A 19,483-nucleotide genomic window follows, 5' to 3' on the forward strand; every position below is an offset into this window, starting at 1 on the left:
AATTAAAGTCTACTTCTCCCTGATGTTTCCTCTTTTTATTAAGTCAAATCTACCATGTTGTGTATATAAAGCATAAAGATTATTGGATTTTGAATCAACATATACGTCCCTTTTATTTAAAAATAAGAAAACCCCATATTCAATAAAAAATACAGGGTTTTTATAAATCAGTTTATTTTGTTTAAAATTATACTTAGTCGAAAGAAGTTCGTGAATGAAATAGTACTTATCTAATTAAGAAGAATTTAGATTCCAGCCCAAACATCTTTTCCATATCGCCCTTCATCTTGCAAAGAATCCAACCAATCCCTTGCCTCTTGTTCCCTTACTTCATGAATTTCTTGATATGCTTGACAAAGGGTGTCTTCTACGTCAGGAGCCATTTTACTTCCATCACCACATATATAAAGATGAGCTCCATTATCTAATAGCGAAATTAAATTGCTTCTATCTTGTTTTATTAAATGCTGTACATATGTTTTAGGATGTCCTTCCAGGCGAGAAAAAGCTGTGTGTAACGAGATTAATCCATCTCTTTCATCATTTTCTAGTTCTGTACGATAGAGATAATCTTTTTCAGGATGACGGCAACCAAAATATAGATGTGCTTGTCCTAAGTTCATACCTTTTTGCTTTTGAACACGACGCGCTTGCAAGAATCCACGGAATGGTGCAATTCCAGTACCTGGTCCAACCATGATAATTGGTGTTTCTGGATTTTCAGGTAATTGAAAGTTCGATTGTGGCGTTCGAATGAAACAGATAATCTCATCTTTATTATGACGCTGAGCTAAATAATTAGAAGCGACTCCTTCATATGTCCCTACCCCACTCCATGCAGGTGCATTAACAACCCCAACCGTAATGCTCAGACGATCCTGTGCAACGAGTGGAGAGCTTGAAATAGAATAGTAACGCGGTTTGAGCGCAGGAAGAAGTTCTAAAAAGCGTTCAAATCGGATTTCACAAGCCTCATACTTTTCAAGAAGATCCAACATTGACATACGTTTCTTTAATATTTGTTCATGATAAACTCCCTCTTCCAATAATGATTCCAATTCCTTTTTATGAGGAGGGCATGCTGTGAATGTCACCATTTCTCGTATTTGTGCTCGAGTGGCTGCTTCTTGCACTTCTACACTATAACTAAGAAGGTCAAATAAACTAACAGGACTGTCTAAAGGTATGTGATTTACACTTCGTCCACTTGCACTCAGTATGACTTGATCCTTCCCATTTAATCCAAAGCGTTTTAAAATTCGGTTGACATTTTTCTCACTATTAATTGGCAGCACACCAAGGTGGTCACCTTCTTGATACGTAGCGCCTTCTGGCAAGGATATCTCAATATGTCGCGTGCTTCTTTCACTGCTAGATGATTGAAGTTCACGATTTTCTAGTATAGACGCATAAACTGCTTCATATGTTCGCGCCAGAGGAGATCCTCCAAGACGACTAACAAATTGTAAACTTAATGTACTGCGTTCTCTCTCAATGTTTTTGTTAAGTTCCAATCCAAATGCCTTCATCGCATCAGACCACATGCTTTGTTTCCATTGCTCGAGCTGTTCCTCGAAATCACCACTTGCATCCGCTTCTCCACGTGTAGAAAATCTTGTTGCTCCTTTTTGAGCCATTTGCTCATCAATGTATCTTGGAATTCGCTGATAAGTACTAGCCCAATTATGATCTCCACAACCAAAAACTGCGTATTGAACACCTTTTAGCTCATCCGGTTTTAATTCTTCCAACCATTGCACAAACTGCCCTGCATTACTTGGCGGTTTTCCATTATAAGAAGAAGTTACAATAAGAACCGCCCCTTCTTTTGGCAGACTTCCAATTCGATCGTTAAGAGCTACCACTTCCGTTTGAACACCTTCTAAACTAGCTGTATCTGCTAGTTCTCTGGCAATACCTTCTGCTACCCCTGTATCCGATCCATATAGAACAAGAAGCGAAAGATTATCGGCCCCAATAATAGAAGGAGTCTTCTGAACTTGCTGCTTGGTTTCATGGTTTTTCAGTTTCTCTTCTATAGGCGCAAGAACAGTAGTATGGCTAATAGTTTGATTTCGGGGTAGAATCCTAATTTTAAAATCACCAGGCTTTAACGTTAATGTTTGTTTTACATCCAGCTGATAGTCTTGATAATCAATGAATTCAAAATGTTGAAGAAGCATTCCCATTACGAGTGTAGCTTCATGAAGTGCAAACTGCATACCGATACATGCCCGTTGACCATTTCCAAATGGCTTATAAGCATGATGAGGAACCTTATCCAGATCTTCAAATCGTTCAGGTTGGAATTCTTCCACATTGTCTCCCCACGCGTTTTTATCCCTATGTAACTGTGGAATAAGAACAGAAATACGATCTTCTCCTTTCTTAATTGGATATTTCCCACCAATCACTGTATCTTCTTTTGCATAGAGACTGAATGCTGGAGCAGTAGGCCATAGACGTAGCGATTCATTTAAAATCATCCGTATATACTTAAGTTTCATAACTTGTTGGTATGTTGGAGTAGGATCTGTCAAAACCCGATCTACTTCTTCATAGGCTTTTTTCAATTTATCCGGATTCTTTAATAAAAAATAGATTGCAAAAGATAATAATCCACTTGTTGTTTCATGCCCAGCTATTAAAAAAGTGATAATTTGGAAACGAATATTTTCATCATCTAATTTTTCACCAGTTTCCGGATCCTGCACATTTAACATACGGGAAAGTAAATCATTTTCTTCCTGATTTCCACTACTTTTACGTTCAGCAATAATATTATCCACTAAGGAAAACATAGATTGAATATCATGCTGAAATTGACGTTTCGTTCTCCACATGATTTTGTCTTCTATATCCAGCCGCTGTAATTGGTGCATCGCCTCATCTAGAGCACGGCTCATGCTAGTAATAAAAGGATGAGGGGTCTCACGATAAAAGCTATTAAATCGATAATTAAAACCACATAGACCAATTGTATCCAATGTAAGGCGAGTCATATCCTCCGGTACATCTACGCTTTCATTCGGATTAAGCCGTGCCCATTTTTGAACGAGTTGTACGGCAAGATCGACCATCATAGCATGATAATCTTTCATTGCTCGTTGGCTGAATGTAGGCATCAAAATATTATGAGCTTTTTTCCAGTTAGGCTCATGAGTCTCACTTGTAAATAATCCGTCTCCAGCAAAGGCGCGAACTTTCGCTAAAGCACCCTCTATACTTTTATCAAATCTTGTTTCGTCACAGACTTCTGCTACCAGTTCATGCCCAGAAACGACAATGATGGTATCACTTAAAGTTTGAATTTGAAAAATAGGACCATACTCTTCCGCTATCTTGATAAAAGATAAGGTGGGTTTATCTTTATCGATTAATGGGAGATTCCCCAGCAATCCATATGTTTTCGGTTGAGGAATGGCAGATACTTTTTTATCCATTAAAAACACCCTTTCAAAAAAACATAAAATAAAATATCCCATTCAATAAACAATGAATCGCCTGGGATAAAGATATGTAATTGATTACCTTATTTTATCTTTTCCCTAACTATTCACGATTATGATATTGCTTATAAGGTTGTTAATCTAAGTTGTTTGTCGCTATTACATGTATAACTTGCAGAAAAAATACTAAATGAAAATGAAGCGTATTATTATAATGTTTATCAGAATTTGAGAGCTAAAGATTGTAGTATTAGGAAAACCAGTAGTTTCTAATGTCAATTCAAACAAATACGATAAGTAAGTATACTGTGTTGCTAATGAAAAAGGATCTGATATGAATATCAGATCCTTTTTACTATATATAATTATTTCACTGGTTCTTTTCCAAATTTAAATACCAGCGCCTTAGCAGCAGAAATTTGCATTTCTTCATAGTCTAACTAAACATTAAAAACTTGTAGAAATTATAATCTAAAGTTTTATTTTGCTCTACCGATTTAACCTCTCGACAGCTTCCACACTTGTATCTACACGTTTCACGAAAAAAACTAATAGTAGTGCAACAATGTTCATGCCAAGCGCTACATAGAATGAATATTGAATTCCGGATAATAAAGCCTTCTGAGTTAACATTGCCTTCGTAGCTTCTGTGAAGGTTGTTGGATCTAATTCAGACATTAGACTTTCAGCTTTTGTTTTTGTTACAGAATTCATAATCGTAACAAGAATAGCAGTACCAATTGAACCGGACACTTGTTGAGCTGTATTATTAACAGCTGTACCGTGCGGATTTAAGCGAGTTGGCAATTGATTAAGGCCATTTGTCATAAGTGGCATCATCACCATCGCCATCCCAAACATCCGCAGTGTATAAATAAGAATAATATGTGTGTGACTAGAGTCAATTTGCAGGTTTGCCAGCATATAAGTTGAAACGGCTGTAATAGAAAGTCCTACTATACCAAGAATCCGAGGGCCATATTTATCAAATAGTTTACCTGTAATTGGTGACATAACTCCCATTATTACCGCACCTGGAAGCATCATCAGCCCAGAGCTCAGCGGTGAAATACCGCGGACATTTTGTACATAAGCTGGTGTTAAAATCATACCCGAAAACATGGCCACTGCATTGACAATTGCAATTACAGACGCAAGTGCAAACATTGGGTACTTGTAAACACGTAAATCCAATAAAGGTTCATTCATTTTTAATTGACGGATAATGAAAGCAATTAAGGCAATAGCGCCTATGATTAAGGTTGTTAAGACCACTTTATTCGTCCAACCATCGGAACTTGCAGAACTGAATCCATACAACAGACCGCCAAAACCGACAGAAGATAATAATAATGAGAGATAATCAAGTTTTGCATTTTTATTTTGCCTCATGACATTCTCCGATTTCCAAATCCCTAACAGTAAGCTAATGATTGCTAACGGTAATATCATTTCAAACAGCAAACGCCAGTCATAATACTCTACAATATACCCCGATAGTGTCGGTCCAATTGCTGGGGCTGTAATCATAACTAATCCAAAAATCCCCATTGCTGTTCCCCTTTTTTCTCTTGGAAAGCTTACTAGCATAATATTCATTAACAAAGGCCCCATGACTGAAGAACCTGCTGCTTGAACCATCCGGCCAGTAAGTAATAAATCGAAGTTCGGTGCTACAGCCGCTAAGGCCGTACCAAGAATAAAAATCATCATAGATGTAATAAATAAGCTCCTATTGGAAAATCGGGTTATTAAAAATGCTGATGCCGGAATTAATATACCACTTACAAGCATATACCCTGTAGAAAGCCACTGAATCGTTGAATAATCTTTAATGTCTAAATCCTTCATTATTGATGGCAAGGCTACATTTAAAAGTGAGTTATTTAGAAATGAAACAAATGCCCCAATAAAAAGGATTACAAGCATTACATATGGTGGTTTTCTTTTATGTAACGTTTCACTCATATATTTATTTGCCCCTTCATTATCAATTCCATTGATTAATTTAACTCGTTTGCATATTTGCACGAGAATATATTACCCTTGCAGTATTTTGCCAAACTCTTCGAATGGATATTCTCTTTTTAGCAATTCTACTTGCTCGACATAAAATGTTAAAATTTTTTTACTGATTAAACCTTTATAAACACGTTTGTTAACCGAAATTAAATTAGGCTGAATTAAACAAAAGGAGCAATTGAAAATACCCTTAAAATAAAGTGAAACTTTAATCAGTGGTGCTTTTACAGGCAGCCGCTTTCACTGAATTTTGAGGTGGAGTTGTCTTATTGCCCACAAATTGCGGGATACATCAACAAGTCAATACACCTATTCCTTTAAATACAGGCTTGTAAATCTAGTTATGTAACCATCCATAAAAAGGAATATTACATAGGCTAAGTCTAACATTACATTTTTAAAGTGAGGGGAATAAACTTATGCACCAATATTGGTATTTGAATTCAGAGGGAAATGGAGAGCAATATAATAACCAAATTGCAATGTCATCATTATATTTACAGCCCCAAATAGCTAAAGCTGAGGGAATGAATGATGTGAAGATTCCTGAGAATTGGAGTTGTCGAGTCTATCCATTTGGTTGGGATTCACCAGCCAACTATACGGGTTTCAATCCCGAGCCCCTTCCCTTCTCTTTAGGTCAGCCAATCCATTATGCAGGGATGATGCCCCAAGGACATCCTGCTAATTGGACTCCATTACCAGGCCATGCAGGTAATTTCCCAAAACCTCCCTTACCCTGGGCTCAACCATTCAATCATACAGGGATGTTCGCACAAGGTCATCTCGCCGCTTTACTATCGCCACCAGCTAAAGCTTTTAATTTTAATACCAATAATAACTGGGGTATTTTGGGAAACCCTCCAGGATGGGGAGGACAGATAAGTCCCATGGGATGGGGGAATAACGGAGGTTACGGCCAGCCAGGAATGCTTGGAAACTTACTTACAGTAGGAAAAGGCACTATGAATGGAATTGGAATGCTTAGTAGTCTAATGGGTATGGGGAAGTTCTTCTTTTAGTGGATTAGAACGAGAGGATAGGTCCATAGCCCCGACTTAAAAACCAGTTCCTTTTCTCCATTGATTCCATCTTCTTAAACATGCTTTCAATACTCCCTCCAAATTCGTTTCCTCGTCTTTCAAATTATAAAAACATCTATTATCTTGTATCTAATAACTTTATAGAGGTGTGGTAGCACCAACAAAACGCAAAAACCCGGTTCCTTTACAAAAGAACCGGGTTTTTAATTTTAATTTATTTGAAAAGTATTCAAATCTTTATAGAATCTTTTTCCTGTTCATCCAAAGTCGACTGAAAATCCGCATGTAATAGCATCTCATTTAACGAAAGAAACTTGTTAATTAATTACATAACGCTATTCTAACTTTCCTTGCGAAGCTTAGCGGATCATCAACGTCTTCAATATTAACGTAGATTAAATTTGGATCATCACATAACCACTCATTGTGTATAGACGAAACGATTATTCCTTGTTTAATAATTGTAGCAACAAATCCATTGACTTCTTTTTGTAAGAGCGCTACCCGTCCTAAACATAATGCCCGTCCAGTTTTTTGATCTCTTGATTCGAATGAGAAAGAACTTGTTACCCTAAAACGTTTCCCTAAGATTGTTGCCTTTATTTCATCCCGGTTTATCGTTGCCACGCATTTTCCACCGGCAAATCCTTCTTGACCACCAATAATTCTTGCAAACTGTTGACAAATTAATTCATCATTACACGCCATACCTTCCATCATCCCCCCCTTTTACTATTAGGTTATGAATGAATACAAAGGTCTGAAACGGTAATGAATCTATTCTATTACAAAAAAGATTATCAGAACCTAACGAATTCCATTATATGGTAATATATTTTTAGAAAGCATAAAAAATACACCCTAAGGTGCCATCCTGCGACTTGAAAATCCTATCTATGTATGGAGACCTATATAAAAAAAGCTTCTAACTGTAATGTATCGAGCTCTTATGGTATTAAGAATCTCCGTTATATTACTTTCTGATCAGTCTCGTTAAAGCCATCCCAAGAAATCCAACACCCATTCCTATGAGCCATCCAGTTTGAGCATTACCTAACATAGATCCCACTCCTCCACCAAGAAACATACAGCCAACAAATACTAATCCTCCAATTCCCCAATTCGGTCGTTCCATAGTTCAATCACACCCCTTCCATAAAACATATGCGATTAACTAGCCTAACTTTCTTGCATGGGATAGTTAATTATTTTGCATATGTTTAGCACTTTCAGGGCATTCAAAAGATGCGGAGATTGAGTCATTTGAATAAATTACAGAAGGAGAATTTCAATTTTTCATATTAAATAACTTAAGAGTGTGTTTCACAATTTCTGACTCACCCCACCGCTATCTAGATCAGACAAGAAAGCAGAAACGAAAATTATATGCATCATTGACTACTGTTAATGAGACGTTACGTTAACCTCACATGAAGACCTTATCCATCCAAATTTATACAAAGTTATCCTTGCTGATGGTACAATTAAAATCATGGAGGGATATTATGGGAATTTATTTTGTAATAACACTACTTCTTATAAACGGCACTGCAATATTCTTATTTTTCTTGTCTGTTTCACCAAAAATTAAGGCTAAAAACCTATCTTCAATAATGATCTGTTTAGGGATAAATTTAATCATAATTCCAGCGGCTTTTCTTATAGGTGGGATAGCTGATTATGCAGGTGTAGCGGCTAATTATGGGGCTTATTTCGCGGGTGAGTCGGCAACAGCTCCTCCTCTAGTTAGTCGTGCACTTTATTTTTTGGGAGGATTTCTCTTTATTCAGGGAATACCGCTGCTCATACTACTTGCAGCTTTTTGGAAGTTTGCTAGAGCAAAGAAAATAAAACAAGTATAGAAGGATGAGTGGATACTTTTTAGAGTAGGGATTCGCTTTTTTCTCGCTACCAATAATAGGATTTCATGTCATACAATGGAGTTAATATTAGAAAACTGTGAGGATGATTACGTTGACAAAATTTGTAATTAGTTATGTTGCAAGTCTGTTTGCTTTTATTTTTGGATGGTTCTTGATTTCATATATTTCTCATCCTAGCTTTATTCACCCGAACGTTGTATTAGGATTCATTAAAACGATCTTCACTTATGGTAGTATACCAGCTCTTATAGCTTGTCTAATCGGGGAAGTGTTATACAGGAAAATCAAGCGATGTAGAGAATTTCAATTTGGAATCCCTGTATTTATAGGACAAGCAGTTCTCTATACACTTATACCATTTCTTTTGCTTTTTCCTTTTAATTTTTCCCATTTCTTTGATTTCGTTGCACCTGTAATTATGGGGTCCTTAGCTTTTTATTTAGTACGTCGAAAAATATAATTAACTTCAAGAGTGTGGCAAATAGAATCTGGAGTAGTAAAACCACACTGTATAACCAAACAGAGCTCAAATAACGCATCAATTCTTGCGAAATAAACAAGAAAAAGAATAGAGGGTTTGAGGAAGAAAATAAGTAATTGCGTGAAAAAAGGAAATGTAAAGCTTACTTCATAAAGTTATAAAATTAGGACCTTACATATTAGACATATCTAAAATGTAAGGTCCTTTTGTTTACTAGTGGTTCACTTACCTAGCCTAAAGATAAGTATGTGGTCCTTTTACAATTTGAATTTCTTTTTAAACTTCTTATATTTTCTATACGAACGTCTAACAATGTTTAACATAAAATACGGTACTTTAACAGGGAAAGGAAATTTATAAATGAAAGGCAAATAAAATATAAAATATGCCTTTTCTAGGTCTCTCCACTTACTATCTTCTTTTGTTTTTAAGAAATCAGATACATCGACTACATATCCCCTTCCGTTTTCCATCATCACATTTTTTCCGTGAACGTCACAAGGAGTTAATCCTTGTTCCCTTGCATACTCTAAAGCTTCATTGATATCAAGGATCACCTGCTTAGGAATTTTAATCCCCTTATGAATAGCATCGTATAAGGTAATTTCTTTTAAACGTTTCAATACTATGAAATTTTCTCCTTTATATATAAGCTTCGAATAAGAAGGATGGTTTCCGATTCTTCGGTATACTTCCGACTCTTTTTCAATTCCTTCTCCTTCTCGTGCGTAAACTTTCACTACCCAATCTTTGTACTCTTTATGCAAAAATACTGCGGCATAATTACCTATTCCTAAACACTGCCAAAGTCTAGGAATATCTTTAACTATTACAGGCTCGAATTCATCCTCACTTCTAATGCTTACCTCTTTTAATAATTCGTCCTTTATCAATCTCACAAAACTGTTTATACTCATCATTTCCACTCCGGTTTTGCTAAAAGGGGGCCCACCCCATTGCCATCAACCTAAGCTTTTGAGATACCCCCCCCATAACGAAATTTTCACCTTTTTACAGTTATTTATGAGAATTCAGCTCATTTTTTCGTTTTGGGGAACAATCAATTTCTTAAGTTGATGGGTATGTGATAATGCTTCCATTTGAACAAATTTTCCTTTTCCATATCGATCACACATCTTTTGTAGAGTAATAGTATCAGCATATCCCAGTTCAAGAGGTTACTTACAAAATATTTAGAATTTTTTGTGATAATCCTCCGAAATGTAATACGGACTTTAAATACTTTCATTTATAATTCTCTATTTGTCTATACTTTTCATATCGCTGTTGTATAAGCTCTTCCGAGGATGATAGTATCAATTTTTTTAGAGATGATTCGATTACAGATTCAATCATTTTTGCCTGTGATTTTATATCATTTTGTGCTCCACCTTTAATTTCAGGAATGATTTCATCAATAATTCCTAAATGTTTTAAATCTTTTGCTGAAATTTTCATATGTTCAGCAGCTTCTGGAGCATACTTAGCGTCCTTCCATAGGATAGATGCTGCTCCTTCTGGCGAAATTACCGAGTACCATGAATACTCTAACATATGGATATGGTTACCGACACTAATGCCAAGAGCTCCACCACTTGATGCCTCTCCAATTACAATACAAACAATTGGCACTTTAAGTGTAGTCATTTCAAATAGATTTCGAGCTATCGCTTCAGAAATTCCACGTTCTTCAGACCCTATCCCTGGATAGGCGCCTATTGTATCAATAAATGTAATAATAGGGCGATTAAATTTATCAGCTTGTTTCATAAGTCTTAGCGCTTTTCTATAACCTTCTGGATGTGCCATTCCAAAATTTCTTTCTATACTTTCCTTTGTATTTCTACCTCTTTGATGACCAATAACCGTAACGGGCATTCCTTTAAATTTTGCAATACCACCTATCATTGCTTTATCATCACCATATAATCGATCACCATGAAGTTCGAGAAAGTTTGTAAACAATAAAGGTATATAGTCCAATGTCGTGGGTCTGTTACGTAGCCTTGCAATTTGAACTCGTTGAAAAGGTGTAATATTAGAATAAATTTTATCTTGCATTTTATTTAAACGTTTTTCTAATTCATGAATTTCTGACGATAAATCTACATTATTTTCTTTCATAATTTTCTTTAATTCATCAAATTTCTCTTTTAATTCAATAATAGGACGTTCAAAATGCAAACTCATTTTATCCTCCAAATGTTATGACTTACCTCACTCTAATCAAAAGGCTTAGAAATAGAATCAATAAATAATTCAAAACCATCCACAACTATTTTTTGTTCTGATTCTGATAAATTATTGAGAATACTTTGATAAAATGTAATGGATTGCTCTCTTAAGCAATTAACAGTTATGTGACCTTTTTCTGTGAGGTGCAGAAAAAGTTCTCTTCTATTTTTTTCATTTACTTCACGATAAATAAGCCCCTTTTTTACTAACTTATCTACCAATCTACTTACAGTTGAAGTCTCTAATCTAAGTTTATTGGATAGTTGCCAAACAGTTAATTTTTCCACCTCTAGTTCCTCTAACGCCATCATTTGAGAAGTTGGTAAAGGTTTTTCAAATGGTCCATTGGGCAAATTTTGAGATTCAAAAACCCCAGTTATTATAATCATTTTCTTAATATCTGTTCTTAGTTTTAAAGCATCTTCTCTTTTCAAAAAGGTCACCCTCCTACAACTAATGTATCATACATCAATTGCATTATACATGAATATGTTTTTTTCACAAGCTTAACGTAAGCCAATATTACAACATGGACGAGATATTTCTTCTTGTTAAAATGGTATAAGTGGATTGTTTTCTACAAATGGCAGAACATCAATTATGTATCAGGGGCCTTTATGGGGTACCGCTCATCGCAATCAAGCTAAGAAAAGTAAATACCCCCAAAAAGAAAAAAATGAGTTGAATTCTCAAAATAACTAATTGTAGAGAAAGAGAATTTTCATTTAGTGTGTACTTCAAAATAATACCATTTAAAATACCGGTTCTTATTAGAACCGGTATTTTAAATGGTATTAAGCTTTAGGATTCATTAATTATAGGATGGCCTGTAGATATAACACATTCCCCTATAGTTAGGTTACTTAGATTTTTTTAATTCTTTGTTTGCTTTATCTATTAACTTAGAAGCAGTCTCTAATCTTTCAACCCCAGCATCAACTTCATTTTCTTTACCCTTATCTAAACCTTCTTGTATGATTGCCACTCCATCTTTTACATGAATCATCGCTACACCTACATTATGTTGTACTGGGTGATCTTTTTCTTTATACTCTAACTTACTTATTTTTTCCACTAACTCTAAATAAGGTTTAGATACTTCTTTTAACTCTTCTGACTTTTTCTTCATTGACTTGCTACTTTTTACAATACCGTCTATTTCCTTAGATTGTTCGGAGAAATCTTTCATTAAATATTCTAGGTTTTTACTGAAGTCTTCTTTTTTATTCTGTTTAACAGAAGCTTCCATTGCTTCATCTTTCTTAACCTTTGTCTCACATCCAACCCCAGTTAACATTAACATTGGAACTACTAAAAAAGATAAAATCTTACGTTTCATTGACATATACCCCTTTGTTTTAAAATGCTTTTTCTATTCTTTCCACTTTTATATTTGTTTCCATTTTATTTGGCACTACAAATATCGTTTATTTTACCTATTTTCCTATTGTTTCAGCAACGTCTTCAATCTCTTTTAAATATATATCGTTCACATCACTTATCCCCTCTAAATACTTGTCAAATGGTTCGTTTAAAGATAATCTCCAAAGAAGTCGTATATCCTGCGAGTGTTAGCGTAAGGACTTGAACAAATTCCCAACCATCCTCAGCATGTTCTATAATAATACGCTTATAATCTTCTTTGGGTTGCCCTTTCCATCAATTTCGACTTTCACAAATTTGTAATCATACATATTCTTCCACCCCTTTTCCCTAATTGTACCATTTAGAAGAAGCGATGTATTGTACTTTTTTGACTGTATACTCTATACATATGGAGTTAACATAACGCATCATTATCAGTAGCAAGGACAAGGAGGAATCTTCCCCTTACAAGGGAACCTCCTTTCTTTGTTCTATCGACCTATGCATTTTTTTATACATTCCTATCCTGGCACGGTTTTAGGGTTCTTTTTTGTTGTTGGATCAACAAAAAAATTGTATTAAATTTTGCATACTCCTAGGGGTCACTATATATGAACGCTACGTATTTGACTTTCTCAATGACCAACATTATTTAACGTGGTAAAATAGTATTCGGATGGGAATCCAATGTTATTAAAATTAAAGTGGTTATCAAGTCGGAGGAAGGCACCTTAGGGTGTCTTTTCTTTTTAAAATATATAAGCGCACCATCCCTTTCATAATAGAGGCCTCCCCCTCATACCTCCTTACAAGGAGAATGATAAGGCTTTTTTTATTTACCCAATTACCGAGCTCTCAAATGTTTTAAATAGTTACAATACATGTATTGCTTCAATAACATATGACATTCTTAAGAATGTCATTGAAATGTACCAATAGATGTTAGTGCAGCAAAATAAATTGTGTTATGATGTGAGCAAATATAAAGCTATCTAACGGAGGGATTCACATGCCGCATGTTGTGTTTCGTGGAATTACTACTGAACAATTAAAATGCATAAGCAAGCCATTAATAGAAGAGCTCGCAGAGATTTGTGAGTGTGGTACGGATAATTTTACGTTGGAACTACCAAGTTCTACGTTTGTATTCAATGGAGAAGAAATAGAAGCGTTTCCTCTTATTGAAGTGAAATGGTTCGAGCGTGGACAGGAAATTCGTGATCGATTTGCCAAGGCCATTACTACATATGTAATGGATTTTGGCCTTCCAGAAGTAGAGGTTGTATTTACGGTTTTCACAGAATCAGCGTATTATATTAACGGGAAGCATTGTGCAAGTTAGAACTATTTGAAAGATTTTTGTAACATTTATAAGGGGTAGAACTACATTGCCATCATGCTAAGAAAAGCGAATATCCAAACACAAAACATGAAAAAACTCCTAACAAATTTTGTTAGGAGTTTTTTCAAATATGCGATATTTTTTTAATCTTCACTATTGATTTCTATTGTACCTGTTCTAGCACTAACTTTTAAACTATTTAACAGATTATCAGGTGTCTTAATTTCCACTTCATATTCAAATGTAGATTGTGCTAAGTTGTCATCTTCTAATTCGAATTCTTTTTTCACATTAATAATTTCTCCTTTTGTATGAGATAAAGAAATTTCACGAACTTGTTTCTCTGTGTAGTTTTCATTCTTTTTTGCATAATTGTAACCCATACCATAATATCCCCCAACAATAGCAATACCACTTACTAAAATAGCAATTACACTTATCATTATTTTCTTTTTATGTTTTAACATTTTCATCCACTCCTTCATGATTAATCATCTATTCCAAATCTTGCTTCAAGCGCATTTTCTGCTTGCTCTAATTGATCTTCCAGTATATCGTGTTCTCTTTCTTGCGCTTTATATTGTTCAATAGTTATCGTTCCAGCATGATAATCTGCTTCTAGCTGATTATCAGATAGATCTATTTTGTCATCTAATTGATCAATTTCTTTTTTTGCTGCTAAGTACGTATTTAAGTTTTCTTCCTTTGCTCCAACTGGTTTCGTGTTATTTGCCTTTTCAACGATAGATGTGACTTCGTTTTTGAAATCTTGTATTTGCTTCGTATCATTCGCAGCAGCTTGTGTTTTGATTGATTCTTTTTGTAGTTGAGCACTTTCTTTTTGCAATGTATCATTTTCCACTTTCAGTTGTTGTACTTCTGTATTGTTATCAGCTTGAGTAGAACAAGCTGTTAACAATACAGAAGAGAATGCTCCAATCAACATCCACTTTCTCATTCTGTTTCCTCCCTTTACATGTGCACCTTATCCTTGCCTTTATATTACTGAACAAACATTAAAGGAAGATTAATGTACAAAAAAATAAAATGATATAATTAAATAGTTTCTAATCTTTCTTTAATGTTTTTGAATTATAGTGATACATATTAATAAGAAGAAAAGGAGAATGGTAATGCGAGTTCTTATTGTCGAAGATGAACAAGACTTACAAAATATATTAGTAAAACGATTAAATGCTGAACATTATAGTGTCGATGCATGTGGGAATGGAGAAGATGCCTTAGATTATATAAACATGGCTACCTACGATTTGATTGTACTTGACATTATGATTCCCGGAATAGATGGCTTACAAGTATTACAAAGATTACGCGCGGACAATCATACAACCCCTGTCTTGCTTCTTACAGCTAAAGATACAATTGATGATCGCGTAACAGGACTCGACTTAGGTGCAGACGATTATTTAGTAAAGCCGTTTGCTTTTGACGAACTGCTAGCAAGAATTCGAGTGTTAATGCGAAGAAATACAGGAAGCACATCTAATGTGTTTGAAATCGCTGACCTAGTGGTAGACTGCAATATGCATAAAGTAACAAGAGGAGGCCAAGTTATCACTCTTTCCAGTAAAGAATTTGCTATTTTAGAATATATGATTCGTAATAAAGACGTTGTGCTGACACGAGATAAAATTGAACAACATGTGTGGAATTACGACTATGAAGGTGGCTCGAATATTATTGATGTTTACGTCCGCTATCTTCGTAAAAAAATTGATAGCCAGTTTGAAACGAAGTTAATTCATACAATACGAGGAACTGGTTATGTATTGCGAGTAGAATCATGAAAAGACTATCAATTAAAATGAAAGTAACCCTGTGGTATACAGGGCTAATTGTAATTATTATGGCACTCGTGTTAGCTTTTATTTTAACTTCTTCAGATAAAGTTTTGCTTTTTAATATGAAAGATCAATTGAAGAGCACAGTAAAAGAAAGCATGGAAGATATTGAATATAAGCATGGACAATTAAAGATGGACGATGATTTTGAACCCTTAGAAGATGGAGTAAATATCATTATTTATAATAAACAAGGTGAGCTGCTGGCAGGAAATAGTCCAACAAGCTTTAATAAAAAGATATCGCTTAAATCCGATGAAATACAAACCATTAAAGACGGTAATAAAGAATGGATTGTATATGATTTTCTCCATAATGCAGGCGGCGATGAGCAAGTCTGGGTTCGTGGAATTATGACCATGAACCAATTATCATCAACGATGAATACGCTTATTGTGGTAACACTCATCTCATTCCCATTACTTATTCTCATTTCCGCAGTGGGAGGATATTTTATTACGCAAAGAGCGTTTCGACCTGTGCAACAAATGAGTGATTCCGCTAGTAAAATTGGTGATGGTAAAGACCTTTCGAAGAGAATTAATTTACAAGGTTCACCGAAAGACGAAATGTATCATTTAGCACAAACCTTTGACAAAATGTTTGAGCGATTGGAGACATCATTCGAAAGTGAAAAACAATTTACATCTGACGCATCTCATGAATTAAGAACACCCACATCTGTTATTATTTCACAATGCGAATACGCTTTATCACTGAGAAATAATCCGAAAGAAATGGAAGAATCGTTAGAAGTAATTTTAAAGCAATCACGTAAAATGTCCGCGCTAATCTCACAACTCTTATTATTAGCAAGAGCTGACCAAGAAAACCATAATACTTTCCAATTTGAATGTATCAATATGAGTGAATTAACGGAAATCGTTGTAGAAGAGCTTTCATTAATGGTTCAAGAAGCTTCGATTGATATCACAACTCATATAGAGGAAGACCTGTTTATGAAAGCAGATCAAACATTGATGATGCGTTTATTAATGAATTTACTAACGAATGCGATTGCTTATAGCAAAGCGAACGGCACTGTGCATATGCAACTGTTCCGTGATGAAACCAACATAATAGGTAAAGTCTCCGATAATGGCATAGGCATCAGCGAGCAACATATTACGAAAATATGGGACCGCTTCTATCGAGTTGACGCAGCACGAACATCTTCAAGCACCGGAAACACAGGTTTAGGATTGTCGATGGTAAAATGGATTGTCGAACTACACGGAGGAGAAATTACAGTTGAAAGTAAATTAGGAGAAGGCAGTACGTTTACATTTAAACTACCAATGGAAAAACAAGCATAATTTATGCGCATCTGTAGCTTCCAAATAAAGATTGATTCAAAAGCTCTCTTCAATCCTTATGTAAAAATAATTGACACATTTTAAACAACATCGATTTTATCATTTTGGACAACCTTTTCTGTTAAGTTGATATACATGTAGAAAAAACTATCGAAATAAAACCCCAGAAATCCAAAGGTCTCTGGGGCTTCATTATATATTTAGCTCTTTTTGCTTTTTGTTTTGTTTATGTTTATACAGCAATTTTCGGCTTATGAGAGAAATCAGTAATAAGATCAGTACTAGTGCGAAAAGTTGCATAAATGATAAATTAAAATATTTAGCACCTGTAACGATTAACAGTGTAGAAATCGTACCTTTTACAATGAAAAAAATAATAATCCATAATCCGCCTTTTTTCCAGTTCATTTTTATATTACCCTTTCCTACATTTAAATTCTTTAATGGGACACCTTATTAAAAATCTATTATATTAATAAAAAAGTCATGTCTAATTAAATGCAATGATTCTATAATAAGTGAAAATGATATTCAATGTCAATTTTATTGACTATTTGAATACTTGTTTCTTCATCTTAATCTCTTTCTACTTTGTTTCTTAGAAGCAATGAACTCTTGTTTTCAAACAAAAAACACCTCTTGAATTCGCATGCGAATTCAAGAGGTGTTTTTTCATATACCATCAAGTAAGATTTCCCGCTTTATTTATTTCTTAATATGTAACTATTTTCTAGTACACAATAACTGGATCATACGTGTTCAAACTATCATATACAGTTTTTGCAACGTTAGGAAGAAGGTTTACACACCCGCCTGATCCTCCTGTTAAATAAGCATTATTTCCCCAGTCTTTTCGCCAGCCTGCATCATGGAATCCTTGACCGCTATTTGTGAATGGAACCCAGTAATCTACTTTCACTGCATAATCAGCTTTACCTACTGCGCTTCCTTTAAGCGTGTATGGTGTTCGTTTATATAGAACGTACCACACACCTGGTGATGTATCTTCACTCGTGCTATGTTTACCCGTTACTACATTGGTTGTGACAACTAATTTCCCATCTTTATAAATCCAAATTTGTTGATCTGCAATAGAAACTTCTGCATATGTGTCTCCAATGCCATTATTCGATGTTGTTTTATAGCCGATCCCTTCCTTCTCCCAACCATTCCCGTGAATATTAGAAGCAGAAAGCGATTTCTCGCCTTTCTCAAAGGCTTGTTGAACTTGTTTTGTTTCTTTTTCCACATCTAGTGCCCAGCCGTATCCTTGTCCCTTTACTGAAATAACCGAGCCAGAATGTGTTTTAAAAGCAAAGTCTTTATGTAATGTAGATTTAGCCTTATTAATTTCAGCAACCTTATTCTTAATGTCGCTCGCATCGATTTTTACTTTCATATCCTTTGACATAGTAGCATTTTGAATTAGATCTTTCGCTTTTAATGAATACACTTCATCCTGCACTTTATAATCAACAGACTGCGTAAGAAGATTTTGTAATGCTTTCTCTTCTTTTTTGATGATTGGATCGTCTTCTTTAATAGGCTGTATGTATGCAGACTTCAGATAAATTTCGCTTTTATGCTTCTGCTTGTCGTAATCTTTTAGTAGATTTGTAACGTCATACTGTTTTCCATCAACGCTCTTCGAAATTACAACTTTCCCTTGTTCAAGCTTCGCCATAGCATCTTGAGGCGCTTTTAATTTTTCATTCATAGAAACAAGCTTTTCTTCTACAAGTTTTTTCATCGTTTCACTACGATACTGATCCGCTTTTTCCGGTAGCAATGAATAATCTTTTTCCTTTGTAGAAGGGAAAAATGTCCACTGGCTTTTTAATAGTTTCTTAACTTGTGGCAAGTCTTTTTCCGTCAGTTCCGTTTTTGTATCTTGTTCATCTAAAATTTGTTGTTGATCAATATAGACCTTGTTTGCTAGTCCAGATGTTTTTAATTTCTGTATTGCCTGATCAGCGCTCAAACCACCGACTTTTGTATCGTTAATCGTAACATTCGAATTGAAGTGAGTTGCTTGATAATAACTCATTCCTCCAATAAGAAGTGCAATTAAACCGCCACCCGCTGCGATAAGCTTCCAATTTGTAAAGCGTTTTTTTGATCTTACCCGTTTTTTCTCAACTTCTTCAACAGATTCATTTACTGTATTGTTGTTCATTAATCTTTCCCCCGTATACATTAACGTCAATCGATTTTAAACCAAAACCATTGAATAGTGTACCTTATTTTTCCTGAAATTTCATTATTTTTAACAGATTTCATCTCATTTAATCGATTAAAGTTAGATTTTTTAATAGACAGATACATTAAGATGGTAGATAAAGTGAAAAAAGGACCATATCAATCGAGCTACTACGGGTCCCTCGCATTCGCCGAATTTTGAAGGGCGACACTACTTAACTTGGTAAAATAATTTCCGGATGGTTCAAATCAGGGGAAGGCACCATAGAATGTCTATTATTTATGA

General features: G+C 34.9%; 18 protein-coding genes and 1 pseudogene. 6 read left to right on the forward strand and 13 right to left on the reverse strand.

Annotated elements, in window-relative coordinates; all coding sequences use genetic code 11:
• Positions 1-245: 245 nt before the first annotated feature.
• Entirely contained in the window at positions 246-3,443 is a 3,198-nt protein-coding gene (gene cypD / locus GFJ36_RS16990; RefSeq protein WP_097889860.1) for a bifunctional P-450/NADPH--P450 reductase, read from the reverse strand.
• 495 nt (positions 3,444-3,938) lie between these two features.
• Positions 3,939-5,417 (reverse strand): DHA2 family efflux MFS transporter permease subunit, encoded by a 1,479-nt coding sequence (locus tag GFJ36_RS16995; protein ID WP_097889859.1) that lies wholly within the window; start codon positions 5,415-5,417, stop codon positions 3,939-3,941.
• A gap of 473 nt (positions 5,418-5,890) precedes the next feature.
• Here GFJ36_RS16995 and GFJ36_RS17000 point away from each other — a divergent pair, with 473 nt between their 5' ends.
• Positions 5,891-6,493, forward strand: a complete 603-nt coding sequence (locus tag GFJ36_RS17000) for a hypothetical protein (protein ID WP_097889858.1) — start codon at positions 5,891-5,893, stop codon at positions 6,491-6,493.
• 342 nt (positions 6,494-6,835) lie between these two features.
• Here the strand turns inward: GFJ36_RS17000 and GFJ36_RS17005 are convergent, their stop codons facing one another.
• Both GFJ36_RS17005 and GFJ36_RS29185 read right to left on the reverse strand, forming a co-directional pair.
• A complete protein-coding gene (locus tag GFJ36_RS17005) occupies positions 6,836-7,222 on the reverse strand; it encodes a DUF1259 domain-containing protein (RefSeq protein ID WP_097858734.1) in 387 nt (128 codons plus the stop codon).
• 265 nt (positions 7,223-7,487) lie between these two features.
• Complete coding sequence (locus GFJ36_RS29185; protein ID WP_033691926.1) at positions 7,488-7,649, reverse strand: hypothetical protein; 162 nt, start codon at positions 7,647-7,649, stop codon at positions 7,488-7,490.
• A 370-nt stretch (positions 7,650-8,019) separates the two neighbouring features.
• On the opposite strand from GFJ36_RS29185, the gene GFJ36_RS17010 reads away from it, so the two are divergent.
• Entirely contained in the window at positions 8,020-8,376 is a 357-nt protein-coding gene (locus tag GFJ36_RS17010) for a hypothetical protein (RefSeq protein ID WP_097858688.1), read from the forward strand.
• Between the two features lie 103 nt (positions 8,377-8,479).
• Positions 8,480-8,857, forward strand: a complete 378-nt coding sequence (locus GFJ36_RS17015; protein WP_097889857.1) for a hypothetical protein — start codon at positions 8,480-8,482, stop codon at positions 8,855-8,857.
• A gap of 278 nt (positions 8,858-9,135) precedes the next feature.
• Here GFJ36_RS17015 and GFJ36_RS17020 read toward each other — a convergent pair whose 3' ends face one another.
• From GFJ36_RS17020 to GFJ36_RS17040, 5 genes and pseudogenes are all read right to left on the reverse strand, one after another.
• Complete coding sequence (locus GFJ36_RS17020; protein ID WP_046958052.1) at positions 9,136-9,795, reverse strand: serine/threonine-protein kinase; 660 nt, start codon at positions 9,793-9,795, stop codon at positions 9,136-9,138.
• A gap of 328 nt (positions 9,796-10,123) precedes the next feature.
• Complete coding sequence (locus GFJ36_RS17025) at positions 10,124-11,068, reverse strand: acetyl-CoA carboxylase carboxyltransferase subunit alpha (RefSeq protein WP_097889856.1); 945 nt, start codon at positions 11,066-11,068, stop codon at positions 10,124-10,126.
• Positions 11,069-11,100: 32 nt separating this feature from the next.
• Entirely contained in the window at positions 11,101-11,547 is a 447-nt protein-coding gene (locus tag GFJ36_RS17030; protein WP_000817662.1) for a MarR family winged helix-turn-helix transcriptional regulator, read from the reverse strand.
• A gap of 425 nt (positions 11,548-11,972) precedes the next feature.
• A complete protein-coding gene (locus GFJ36_RS17035; RefSeq protein ID WP_060486478.1) occupies positions 11,973-12,458 on the reverse strand; it encodes a hypothetical protein in 486 nt (161 codons plus the stop codon).
• 173 nt (positions 12,459-12,631) lie between these two features.
• A pseudogene (locus GFJ36_RS17040) lies at positions 12,632-12,807 on the reverse strand (DUF4177 domain-containing protein).
• Positions 12,808-13,487: 680 nt separating this feature from the next.
• On the opposite strand from GFJ36_RS17040, the gene GFJ36_RS17045 reads away from it, so the two are divergent.
• Positions 13,488-13,820, forward strand: coding sequence for a DUF1904 family protein (locus GFJ36_RS17045; RefSeq protein ID WP_097858685.1), 333 nt, complete (start codon positions 13,488-13,490; stop codon positions 13,818-13,820).
• A 143-nt stretch (positions 13,821-13,963) separates the two neighbouring features.
• On the opposite strand, the gene GFJ36_RS17050 is transcribed toward GFJ36_RS17045, so the two are convergent.
• Together GFJ36_RS17050 and GFJ36_RS17055 are read right to left on the reverse strand one after the other, a co-directional pair.
• Positions 13,964-14,287 (reverse strand): PepSY domain-containing protein, encoded by a 324-nt coding sequence (locus GFJ36_RS17050; RefSeq protein ID WP_141542796.1) that lies wholly within the window; start codon positions 14,285-14,287, stop codon positions 13,964-13,966.
• Positions 14,288-14,307: 20 nt separating this feature from the next.
• Positions 14,308-14,778: a putative periplasmic lipoprotein gene (locus GFJ36_RS17055; RefSeq protein WP_097889855.1), complete on the reverse strand. Its 471-nt coding sequence runs from the start codon at positions 14,776-14,778 to the stop codon at positions 14,308-14,310.
• 175 nt (positions 14,779-14,953) lie between these two features.
• Here GFJ36_RS17055 and GFJ36_RS17060 point away from each other — a divergent pair, with 175 nt between their 5' ends.
• The gene (locus GFJ36_RS17060; RefSeq protein ID WP_087984229.1) at positions 14,954-15,628 is read left to right on the forward strand and encodes a response regulator transcription factor; all 675 of its coding nucleotides are present in this window, start codon (positions 14,954-14,956) and stop codon (positions 15,626-15,628) included.
• Entirely contained in the window at positions 15,625-16,998 is a 1,374-nt protein-coding gene (locus GFJ36_RS17065) for a sensor histidine kinase (protein ID WP_060486473.1), read from the forward strand. Before GFJ36_RS17060 ends, GFJ36_RS17065 begins: the two co-directional genes overlap by 4 nt.
• Positions 16,999-17,190: 192 nt before the next feature.
• Here the strand turns inward: GFJ36_RS17065 and GFJ36_RS17070 are convergent, their stop codons facing one another.
• A complete protein-coding gene (locus tag GFJ36_RS17070) occupies positions 17,191-17,406 on the reverse strand; it encodes a hypothetical protein (protein WP_001104093.1) in 216 nt (71 codons plus the stop codon).
• Between the two features lie 322 nt (positions 17,407-17,728).
• Complete coding sequence (locus tag GFJ36_RS17075; RefSeq protein ID WP_087984228.1) at positions 17,729-19,174, reverse strand: L,D-transpeptidase family protein; 1,446 nt, start codon at positions 19,172-19,174, stop codon at positions 17,729-17,731.
• Positions 19,175-19,483 lie beyond the last annotated feature (309 nt).

Origin of the sequence: Bacillus sp. EE-W1 (genome assembly GCF_009760835.1) — a bacterium.
GTDB lineage: Bacteria > Bacillota > Bacilli > Bacillales > Bacillaceae_G > Bacillus_A > Bacillus_A wiedmannii.

Bases quoted from the DNA above. Each gene is read 5' to 3' on its own strand.
- GFJ36_RS29185 (WP_033691926.1), bottom strand. From the start codon at position 7,649: ATGGAACGACCGAATTGGGGAATTGGAGGATTAGTATTTGTTGGCTGT.
- GFJ36_RS16995 (WP_097889859.1), bottom strand. From the start codon at position 5,417: ATGAGTGAAACGTTACATAAAAGAAAACCACCATATGTAATGCTTGTA.
- GFJ36_RS17045 (WP_097858685.1), top strand. From the start codon at position 13,488: ATGCCGCATGTTGTGTTTCGTGGAATTACTACTGAACAATTAAAATGC.
- GFJ36_RS17035 (WP_060486478.1), bottom strand. From the start codon at position 12,458: ATGTCAATGAAACGTAAGATTTTATCTTTTTTAGTAGTTCCAATGTTA.
- GFJ36_RS17055 (WP_097889855.1), bottom strand. From the start codon at position 14,778: ATGAGAAAGTGGATGTTGATTGGAGCATTCTCTTCTGTATTGTTAACA.
- GFJ36_RS17025 (WP_097889856.1), bottom strand. From the start codon at position 11,068: ATGAGTTTGCATTTTGAACGTCCTATTATTGAATTAAAAGAGAAATTT.
- GFJ36_RS17060 (WP_087984229.1), top strand. From the start codon at position 14,954: ATGCGAGTTCTTATTGTCGAAGATGAACAAGACTTACAAAATATATTA.
- GFJ36_RS17050 (WP_141542796.1), bottom strand. From the start codon at position 14,287: ATGTTAAAACATAAAAAGAAAATAATGATAAGTGTAATTGCTATTTTA.
- GFJ36_RS17010 (WP_097858688.1), top strand. From the start codon at position 8,020: ATGGGAATTTATTTTGTAATAACACTACTTCTTATAAACGGCACTGCA.
- GFJ36_RS17075 (WP_087984228.1), bottom strand. From the start codon at position 19,174: ATGAACAACAATACAGTAAATGAATCTGTTGAAGAAGTTGAGAAAAAA.
- cypD (WP_097889860.1), bottom strand. From the start codon at position 3,443: ATGGATAAAAAAGTATCTGCCATTCCTCAACCGAAAACATATGGATTG.
- GFJ36_RS17005 (WP_097858734.1), bottom strand. From the start codon at position 7,222: ATGGCGTGTAATGATGAATTAATTTGTCAACAGTTTGCAAGAATTATT.
- GFJ36_RS17070 (WP_001104093.1), bottom strand. From the start codon at position 17,406: ATGAACTGGAAAAAAGGCGGATTATGGATTATTATTTTTTTCATTGTA.
- GFJ36_RS17065 (WP_060486473.1), top strand. From the start codon at position 15,625: ATGAAAAGACTATCAATTAAAATGAAAGTAACCCTGTGGTATACAGGG.
- GFJ36_RS17015 (WP_097889857.1), top strand. From the start codon at position 8,480: ATGATTACGTTGACAAAATTTGTAATTAGTTATGTTGCAAGTCTGTTT.
- GFJ36_RS17020 (WP_046958052.1), bottom strand. From the start codon at position 9,795: ATGAGTATAAACAGTTTTGTGAGATTGATAAAGGACGAATTATTAAAA.
- GFJ36_RS17000 (WP_097889858.1), top strand. From the start codon at position 5,891: ATGCACCAATATTGGTATTTGAATTCAGAGGGAAATGGAGAGCAATAT.